The sequence below is a fragment of the Streptomyces sp. SID8352 genome, from assembly GCF_009862265.1.
GTDB lineage: Bacteria > Actinomycetota > Actinomycetes > Streptomycetales > Streptomycetaceae > Streptomyces.
This window is the reverse complement of sequence record NZ_WWGX01000046.1, coordinates 21158-29006: the sequence shown is the minus strand read 5'-3', so window position 1 is coordinate 29006 and position 7849 is coordinate 21158. Positions and strand designations below refer to the sequence as shown.

The following is a 7849-nucleotide window of genomic DNA, read 5'->3' as shown; positions in this document are numbered from 1 at the left end:
TCGACGTCTTCTGCGAGCGCGGCGCCTTCGACGGCGACCAGGCCCGCGCCGTCCTCACCGCGGGCCGGGCCCGGGGACTGCACCCCCGCGTCCACGCCAACCAGCTCTCGTACGGCCCCGGCGTCCAGCTCGCGGTCGAGCTGGACGCGGCCAGCGCGGACCACTGCACCCATCTCACCGACGCCGACGTCGACGCCCTCGCGCAGGGCCGCACCGTCGCCACCCTGCTGCCCGGCGCCGAGTTCTCCACCCGCGCCCCCTGGCCGGACGCCCGGCGGCTGCTGGACGCGGGGGCCACCGTCGCGCTGTCCACCGACTGCAACCCCGGCTCCTCCTACACCTCCTCCGTCCCCTTCTGCATCGCGCTGGCGGTGCGGGACATGGGGATGACGCCGGACGAGGCGGTCTGGTCGGCCACCGCGGGCGGGGCGGCGGCGCTGCGCCGGGACGACATCGGCCGCCTGGTCCCCGGCGCCCGCGCCGACCTGACGCTGCTCGACGCCCCGAGCCACGTCCACCTGGCCTACCGGCCCGGCGTCCCGCTGGTCGCGGGCGTGTGGCGGCGCGGCGTGCGCGTGGTCTGAGGGCGGGCAGGGGCGCGGACGGCCCGGGGGGCGGCCCGGTTCCGGGCCGCCCCCCGGGCGGGAGAACGGGTGGCGGGGACGCGCGGGACGCCCGGCGCCGCCACCTGGCTCACTCCTCGATCGTGAGCCCCTTGCGCAGCCGTACCAGCGTCCGCGACAGCAGCCGGGAGACGTGCATCTGGGAGATGCCCAGCTCCTCACCGATCTCCGACTGGGTCATCCCCGCGACGAAGCGCAGCGAGAGGATCCTGCGGTCCCGGGCGGGCAGCTCCGCGATCAGCGGCTTCAGGGACTCGACGTACTCGATGCCCTCGATCCCGTGGTCCTCGTAGCCGATCCGGTCCGCCAGCGCGCCCTCGGTCTCGTCCTCCTCCGGCTGGGCGTCCAGCGAGGAGGCGGTGTAGGCGTTGGAGGCGGCCATGCCCTCGACGACCTCGTCGTCGGTGAGGCCGAGGTGCCCGGCCAGTTCCGCGACGGTCGGGGCGCGGTCCAGCCGCTGGGCCAGCTCGTCACCGGCCTTGGCCAGGTCGAGCCGCAGTTCCTGGAGCCGGCGCGGGACGCGCACGGACCACGATGTGTCGCGGAAGAACCGCTTGATCTCGCCGATGATCGTCGGCATCGCGAAGGTGGGGAACTCCACCCCGCGCGAGAGCTCGAACCGGTCGATCGCCTTGATCAGGCCGATCGTGCCGACCTGGATGATGTCCTCCATCGGCTCGCTGCGCGAGCGGAAGCGGGAGGCGGCGAACTTGACCAGGGCGAGGTTCAGCTCGACGAGCGTGTTGCGCACGTACGCGTGCTCGTGGGTGCCTTCCTCCAGCAGCTCCAGCCGCTCGAAGAGGGTCCTGGACAGGGCCCGCGCGTCGGCCGGGGCGACCTCGTCGTAGGCGGGGATGTCCGGGAGCCCGGCGAGCGCGTCGAACTCCTCGACGTCCGGGCCGGGCCGCTCGATGGGATCCAGATGCTCCTGTTCCGGGGGGAGTGCCGACGTCGCTTCCTGGGTACGCGATCCGTCGAGCCGGGGTGACATGATGTCCTCCATCGTTCTCGGCATGCGGCTGCCGATGCCATTGCGTGCACTGCGGTGTGCGGCGCCTCCAAAGCCGGCCGTGTCGGGTGTGTGCCTACTAGCCCTACCGGGTTTACCGAGTTCACCGCAAGTGTGTTCTGTGAGCATATGTCCGTTTATGTACGGTTGTTGGGTGTCGGAGTGCGCCGCGAAGGCGTAGTGTTCGAAGGCGTCAGCAAGCGTCACGGCGTCGGGAGAGAGAGACCGAATGGACCGCGGGACGGTCGGCAGCGCACAGTCGGGCCGGCTTCTGGTCGAGGTGCGGGAAGAGGGCCCCAGTGCCGTCGTGACCCCGGCGGGTGAGTTGGATCACCACACCGCCGATCTGTTGCGCGAGCCGCTGGAGGACTGCCTCGACAAGGGATTCAACCGGCTGGTCGTGGACTGCTCGCGGCTGGAGTTCTGCGACTCGACCGGCCTCAACGTCCTGCTCGGCGCCCGCCTGAAGGCGGAGGCCGCCGGCGGCGGCGTGCATCTGGTGGGCATGCAGCCCGTGGTGGCCCGTGTGTTCGAGATCACCGGGGCCGAGGCGGTCTTCACCGTGCACGACACGCTGGAGGCGGCGCTGTCCGGGGAGTCCGGCGACGCGTCCGGCTGACCGGCTCCGCGCTCCCGGGGCCCGCTTCCCCGCTGCCTTCCGCGCGCGGGCCGGAGATCCGGGCGCGGGACGGGGTGTTCCCCGGGCCCGCTCGGGCAGGAGAAAAGCGGAGCCCGGCGGGCCGGAGCCCCTCACGGGGACGGACGGCGGGACCGCCGCGCGGGCGGGACCCCCACGGGAACCCCGCGCCCGGCCGTCGTCGGGACGGCCGCCCCGCGGACCGGCCCGACGGCGGACGAGTACGACGGCGGACGAGTACGACGAACGACTGTGAACCGACTGTGAACAACGTGAACCGGTGAATCGGTGAGGTGAAGCGCTGATGAGCACCACCCGGCCCTGCTCGCCGGGCGACCGCGGCCCGGAACCCGGCGCTTCCGGGGCGTCCGCGGCGCCCGAGGGGGGCGCGCCCGGTTCGGGCCGGCTCGGGGACGGGGCGCCGGGCGCGGTCCCGGTGGCCCCCGGGGCCCCGGCCGCCCCCGCCGGCCGGGCGACCGGCCCCGGTGACGCGCGGACGCCCGCCACCGCGCCGGAGGAGCCGCCGGGCGGCGACGCGGGCGCCGGAGGGCGGGTGCGGCGGCTGAGCCTCGCCGACCGGAGCGGTGTCGTGCCGCTGGCCCGCGACTTCACCCGGGAGGCCCTGCACGCCTGGGGCTGGCTGCCGTCCGCCACCGCCGACCAGCGGGCCGCCGCGGAGGACGTGCTGCTGGTGGTCTCCGAACTGGTCACCAACGCGTGCCTGCACGCGGAGGGCCCGGAGGAACTGCGGATCACCTGCGACCGCAAGGTGATCCGGCTGGAGGTCTCCGACCGGGGCACGGGGCAGCCCGCCCCGCGCACCCCGCACCGCGCCGGACGTCCGGGCGGCCACGGCATGTTCATCGTCCAGCGGCTCTGCCTGGACTGGGGGGTCGTACGGACCCCCGGGGTGGCCGGCAAGCGCGTCTGGGCGGAGTTGGGCGCCCCGGCGTAGTCCGCGTGACCGGCGCGGGGTCGCGGACTACGCCCGCGTCACCGGCGCGGGGTCGCGCGCCGCGCCCCCTGGGCGGACGCGGCCGGTCCGGGGCGGAGCATCGCCGACGGCGCCTTCGCCGTGGATCCGCCCGGCCCGGCCACGGCGACCGTTCCGTCCCCGCCGGGGACACCGCTCCCGCAGGGTCAGGGACACCGTTCCCGCGCGGCCGGGCCACCCGGTCCGGCCGACGTGCTGATCCGTGCCGCCGCCTCGTTCCGGCGCCGGTGCCGACCTCGCCGCGGTCCCGTCCGCCGCCGGGGGCCACCGGCAGCGCCCGGCGCCGTCCACCGTCCCGTCGGCGCCCTCCCGCCCGCTGAGCCACCGCCACCGCCACCGCCACCGCGTCGCTCCGGCGTGGCCGGGTCCGCCGCCCCCACCCGGCGAGGACGTCGGTCCACCGGCGCCTCCCGCCTCCGGGGACGCGTCCGGGGCGCCGGCCCTCGCGGGCGGCGCCCCGGCGCGTCACTCCTGGCGGCCGGTCAGCGTATGTCGCCCATGAGGGCCTTCACCCGCTTGCGGTACATCCAGATCGCGGCGGCCGCGACCACGGCCAGCGTCGCCTCCGCCGCCACGATCCCCGTCCGGTCCAGGTTGACGCCCGCCAGGGAGAGCAGGCTCGTCGTCGCGTCGCCCGCGGTGACCGCGAGGAACCAGACGCCCATCATCTGCGAGGCGTACTTCGCCGGAGCCATCTTCGTGGTCACCGACAGTCCGACCGGCGAGAGCAGCAGCTCACCGCAGGTCTGGGTGAAGTAGATCGCCACCAGCCACATCGCCGCCGCCTTGTGGCCGCCGCCCGCTATCGACAGCGGGGCCAGGAAGAGGAAGAACGACGCGCCCACCAGGGCCAGGCCGAAGGTGAACTTCACTATCGTGCTCGGCTCCCTGCCCCGCCGGGCGAGCACCGTCCAGAGCGTGGCGAAGACCGGGGCCAGGGCCATGATGACGACCGGGTTGACCGACTGGTACCAGGAGACCGGGAACTCCCAGCCCGCGACGCTGTTCTCGGCGGAGGAGTCGGCGAAGATCGACAGGGTCGAGCCGCCCTGGTCGTAGATCATCCAGAAGACGGCCGCGGCGACGAAGAACCAGATGTACGCGGACATCCTCGACTGCTCGGCCCGGTCCAGGGACCGGTCGCGCTTGATCCGGGTCAGCACCAGCACCGGGATGATCACACCGAGCAGGGTCAGCGGGACCAGGATCCAGTTGAGCGTGTAGTGGCCGGAGAAGCCGACGGCCGCGTAGAAGACGACGGCGACGGCGGCCCAGAAGGCGGCCTTGCGCAGCGTGGAGGTCCGCTCCTCGGCCGTCAGCGGCTTCGGCACGACACTGGAGTGGGGGTCCAGGTGCCGGCTGCCGAGGAGGAACTGGACGACGCCCAGGCCCATGCCGACCGCGGCGAGCGCGAAGCCCAGGTGCCAGTCGACGCTCTCCCCGATGGTGCCGATCACCAGCGGCGCGACGAAGGCGCCCAGGTTGATGCCCATGTAGAAGACGGTGAAGCCGCCGTCGCGGCGCGGGTCGTCGGGCCCGTCGTAGAGCTGGCCGACCATGGTGGAGATGTTGGCCTTCAGCAGGCCCGAACCGATCGCGACCAGACCGAGGCCCGCGAAGAACGTCCCGGACGACGGCAGCGCCAGGGTCAGGTGGCCGAGCATGATCACCGCTCCGGCCACGGCCACCGTCCGGCGGGGGCCCCAGACGCGGTCGCCGAACCAGCCGCCCGGCATCGCCAGCAGGTACACCAGGGACAGGTACACGGAGTAGATCGCGGTCGCGGTGCCGGCGCTGAGCCCGAGACCGCCCGGGGCGACGAGGTACAGCGGGAGCAGGGCCCTCATGCCGTAGTAGGAGAAACGCTCCCACATCTCGGTCATGAAGAGAGTGGCCAGTCCGCGGGGGTGGCCGAAGAAGGTCTTCTCGGAACCGGGGGTGGCCGGGGTCACCGAGTCCTTCGTCAGGCTGGACGCCATGGTCGTTCCTTGCTGTCGGGACGCGCTCATGAGGCGAAGCGCGCCCGGTGGGGGAGGCCGGCACCGGCGGGTCCTGCCGTCCGACCCACGCCCTGAGGGATCTCCGTCCCGGATCACGGGACGGCGGACGGCGACCACCGGGATCCACGCACCGGCGCGCAGCGTCGCGCGCCGGTGCCCGGCCACAGGTCATTCCTTTCGAGGCCGGCCGGAACCGGCCCGCACGCAAAAGGGACCTCTGGCGTCGTAGTGCTGCCAAAGGTCCTCATGGTGCTACAGGCGTTGATTCACCATACGGCACGACAGTGCCCGTTATGGAAGGACTTGAGATGTGAATCACAGGTGGAATGCCGCTGTGAACGATCATTCGAAGGCCCGTCACGGAATGCCCCCCCGCTCCCGCAGGCGTCCGCCCCGGCGCCCCGGGGACCGGCGGGGAACGGGGGAGGGCCGGGGGAAACCGGCCCGTCGGGGGGCCGGGCGATCACCCCCCGGGCGTCGCTCCGGGCGGACTACCATCGGCCCATGACCCGTGTACTGCTCGCCGAGGACGACGCGTCCATCTCGGAGCCGCTGGCCCGCGCCCTGCGCCGGGAGGGCTACGAGGTCGAGGTGCGTGAGGACGGCCCCGCGGCACTCGACGCCGGCATGCAGGGCGGCGTGGACCTGGTCGTGCTCGACCTCGGGCTGCCCGGCATGGACGGGCTGGAGGTCGCCCGCCGGCTGCGCGCCGAGGGCCACGCCGTGCCCATCCTGATCCTGACCGCGCGCGCCGACGAGGTCGACACCGTCGTGGGCCTGGACGCGGGCGCCGACGACTACGTCACCAAGCCCTTCCGCCTGGCCGAGTTGCTGGCCCGGGTCCGGGCCCTGCTGCGCCGCGGCGTCGCCGAGCCGCAGCAGCCCGCCGCCACCCACGGGGTGCGCATCGACGTCGAGTCGCACCGGGCCTGGATGGGCGAGGAGGAGTTGCAGCTCACCGCGAAGGAGTTCGACCTGCTGCGGGTGCTGGTCCGGGACGCGGGCCGGGTCGTCACCCGCGACCAGCTCATGCGCGAGGTCTGGGACACCACGTGGTGGTCGTCGACGAAGACCCTCGACATGCACATCTCCTGGCTGCGCAAGAAGCTGGGCGACGACGCGGCGAACCCCCGCTACATCGCCACCGTGCGCGGCGTGGGCTTCCGTTTCGAGAAGAACTGACCGCCGGGGACCGGGCCCCCGTACGGACCGGGCCCCCGGGTCCGGCTCCCTCGGGCCGGGCCGGCCGCCGGAGCCGTACGCGGGTACGTAGGGGAACATGCGCCGCCGACTGATCCAGTCCACGCTCGCCGTGGTGCTCGTCGTGATCGCCGTCTTCGGCGTCTCCCTCGTCATCGTCGAGACCCGGACCATCAGCAGCACCGCCCAGGAGCGGGTCGACCTGGAGGCGGTGCGGCTGGCCAGCATCGTGGACAGCCGCCTCGTCGGCACCGGCAGCGTCGACGCGGACTTCCTGCGCGAGCAGGTCGCGGACAGCCGCTACGCGGTGATCCGGATTCCGGGCCGCCCGGTCATCGAGGTCGGCCGCGAGCCCGGCGGCGACGTGATCCGCGGCCGGGCCACCGGCGAGGAGGGCGAGAGCGTCCTCGTCGAGGAACCGCGCTCCTCGGTCACCCGGGAGGTCGGCCGGACCCTGCTGGTCATCGGTCTGGTCGCGCTGCTCGCGGTGATCGCTGCCGTGCTGCTGGCCATCCGGCAGGCCAACCGCCTGGCCTCGCCGCTGACCGACCTCGCCGAGACCGCCGAGCGCCTGGGCTCCGGCGACCCGCGCCCCCGCCACAAGCGGTACGGCGTGCCCGAGCTGGACCGGGTCGCGGACGTGCTGGACTCCTCCGCCGAGCGCATCGCCCGGATGCTCACCGCCGAGCGCCGGCTGGCCGCCGACGCCTCCCACCAGCTCCGCACCCCGCTGACCGCGCTGTCGATGCGGCTGGAGGAGATCACGCTCACCGACGACCCGGAGACGGTCAAGGAGGAGGCGACGATCGCGCTGACCCAGGTGGAGCGGCTGACGGACGTCGTGGAGCGGCTGCTGACCAACTCGCGCGACCCGCGCAGCGGCTCCGCCGTCACCTTCGAGCTGGACGACGTGATCCAGCAGCAGATCGCGGAGTGGCGGCCCGCCTACCGCAGCGCGGGGCGGGCCATCGTCAGCTCCGGCAAGCGGCACCTGACCGCCGTGGGCACCCCGGGCGCGGTCGCCCAGGTCCTCGCGGCGCTGATCGAGAACTCGCTGATGCACGGCGGCGGCACGGTGGCCCTGCGGACCAGGGTGACCGGCAACCAGGCGGTGGTGGAGGTCACCGACGAGGGCGCGGGCGTCCCCGCGGACCTCGGGGCGCGGATCTTCGAGCGCACCATCAGCGGACGCAACTCCACCGGCATCGGCCTCGCCGTCGCCCGGGACCTGGCCGAGGCGGACGGCGGGCGGCTGGAACTGCTCCAGTCCAAGCCCCCGGTGTTCGGCCTGTTCCTGTCCCGCAATCCGCCGCCGAGGAAGTCCTCCGAGGCCGGGCACACGGTGCGCTGAACGGGCCGGGCACGCGGTGCGCCGGACGGCCCGGG

The 7849-nt window shown here is 73.8% G+C and carries 7 protein-coding genes; 5 read left to right on the top strand and 2 right to left on the bottom strand.

Features of this window, described 5'->3' with window-relative positions; genetic code table 11:
- Window positions 1-584 (top strand): amidohydrolase family protein (locus GTY84_RS17350; RefSeq protein WP_161227190.1); only part of this gene is annotated, 584 nt, incomplete at its 5' end.
- 109 nt (window positions 585-693) lie between these two features.
- On the opposite strand, the gene GTY84_RS17345 is transcribed toward GTY84_RS17350, so the two are convergent.
- A complete protein-coding gene (locus tag GTY84_RS17345) occupies window positions 694-1626 on the bottom strand; it encodes an RNA polymerase sigma factor SigF (protein WP_161227195.1) in 933 nt (310 codons plus the stop codon).
- Between the two features lie 235 nt (window positions 1627-1861).
- Between GTY84_RS17345 and GTY84_RS17340 the strand changes: the two genes are divergently transcribed.
- Entirely contained in the window at window positions 1862-2251 is a 390-nt protein-coding gene (locus GTY84_RS17340) for an STAS domain-containing protein (RefSeq protein WP_161227189.1), read from the top strand.
- 322 nt (window positions 2252-2573) lie between these two features.
- A complete protein-coding gene (locus tag GTY84_RS17335) occupies window positions 2574-3224 on the top strand; it encodes an ATP-binding protein (RefSeq protein WP_161227188.1) in 651 nt (216 codons plus the stop codon).
- Window positions 3225-3745: 521 nt separating this feature from the next.
- Here GTY84_RS17335 and GTY84_RS17330 read toward each other — a convergent pair.
- The gene (locus tag GTY84_RS17330) at window positions 3746-5242 is read right to left on the bottom strand and encodes an oligopeptide:H+ symporter (protein ID WP_161227187.1); all 1497 of its coding nucleotides are present in this window, start codon (window positions 5240-5242) and stop codon (window positions 3746-3748) included.
- Between the two features lie 525 nt (window positions 5243-5767).
- Between GTY84_RS17330 and GTY84_RS17325 the strand changes: the two genes are divergently transcribed.
- Window positions 5768-6445, top strand: coding sequence for a response regulator transcription factor (locus tag GTY84_RS17325; RefSeq protein WP_161227186.1), 678 nt, complete (start codon window positions 5768-5770; stop codon window positions 6443-6445).
- Window positions 6446-6542: 97 nt separating this feature from the next.
- Entirely contained in the window at window positions 6543-7814 is a 1272-nt protein-coding gene (locus tag GTY84_RS17320; protein WP_161227185.1) for an ATP-binding protein, read from the top strand.
- The last annotated feature ends 35 nt before the right edge of the window (window positions 7815-7849 follow it).

Excerpts from the sequence above, each read along its gene's own strand:
- GTY84_RS17345 (WP_161227195.1), bottom strand. The coding sequence starts at position 1,626 with ATGGAGGACATCATGTCACCCCGGCTCGACGGATCGCGTACCCAGGAA.
- GTY84_RS17340 (WP_161227189.1), top strand. The coding sequence starts at position 1,862 with ATGGACCGCGGGACGGTCGGCAGCGCACAGTCGGGCCGGCTTCTGGTC.
- GTY84_RS17335 (WP_161227188.1), top strand. The coding sequence starts at position 2,574 with ATGAGCACCACCCGGCCCTGCTCGCCGGGCGACCGCGGCCCGGAACCC.
- GTY84_RS17330 (WP_161227187.1), bottom strand. The coding sequence starts at position 5,242 with ATGGCGTCCAGCCTGACGAAGGACTCGGTGACCCCGGCCACCCCCGGT.
- GTY84_RS17325 (WP_161227186.1), top strand. The coding sequence starts at position 5,768 with ATGACCCGTGTACTGCTCGCCGAGGACGACGCGTCCATCTCGGAGCCG.
- GTY84_RS17320 (WP_161227185.1), top strand. The coding sequence starts at position 6,543 with ATGCGCCGCCGACTGATCCAGTCCACGCTCGCCGTGGTGCTCGTCGTG.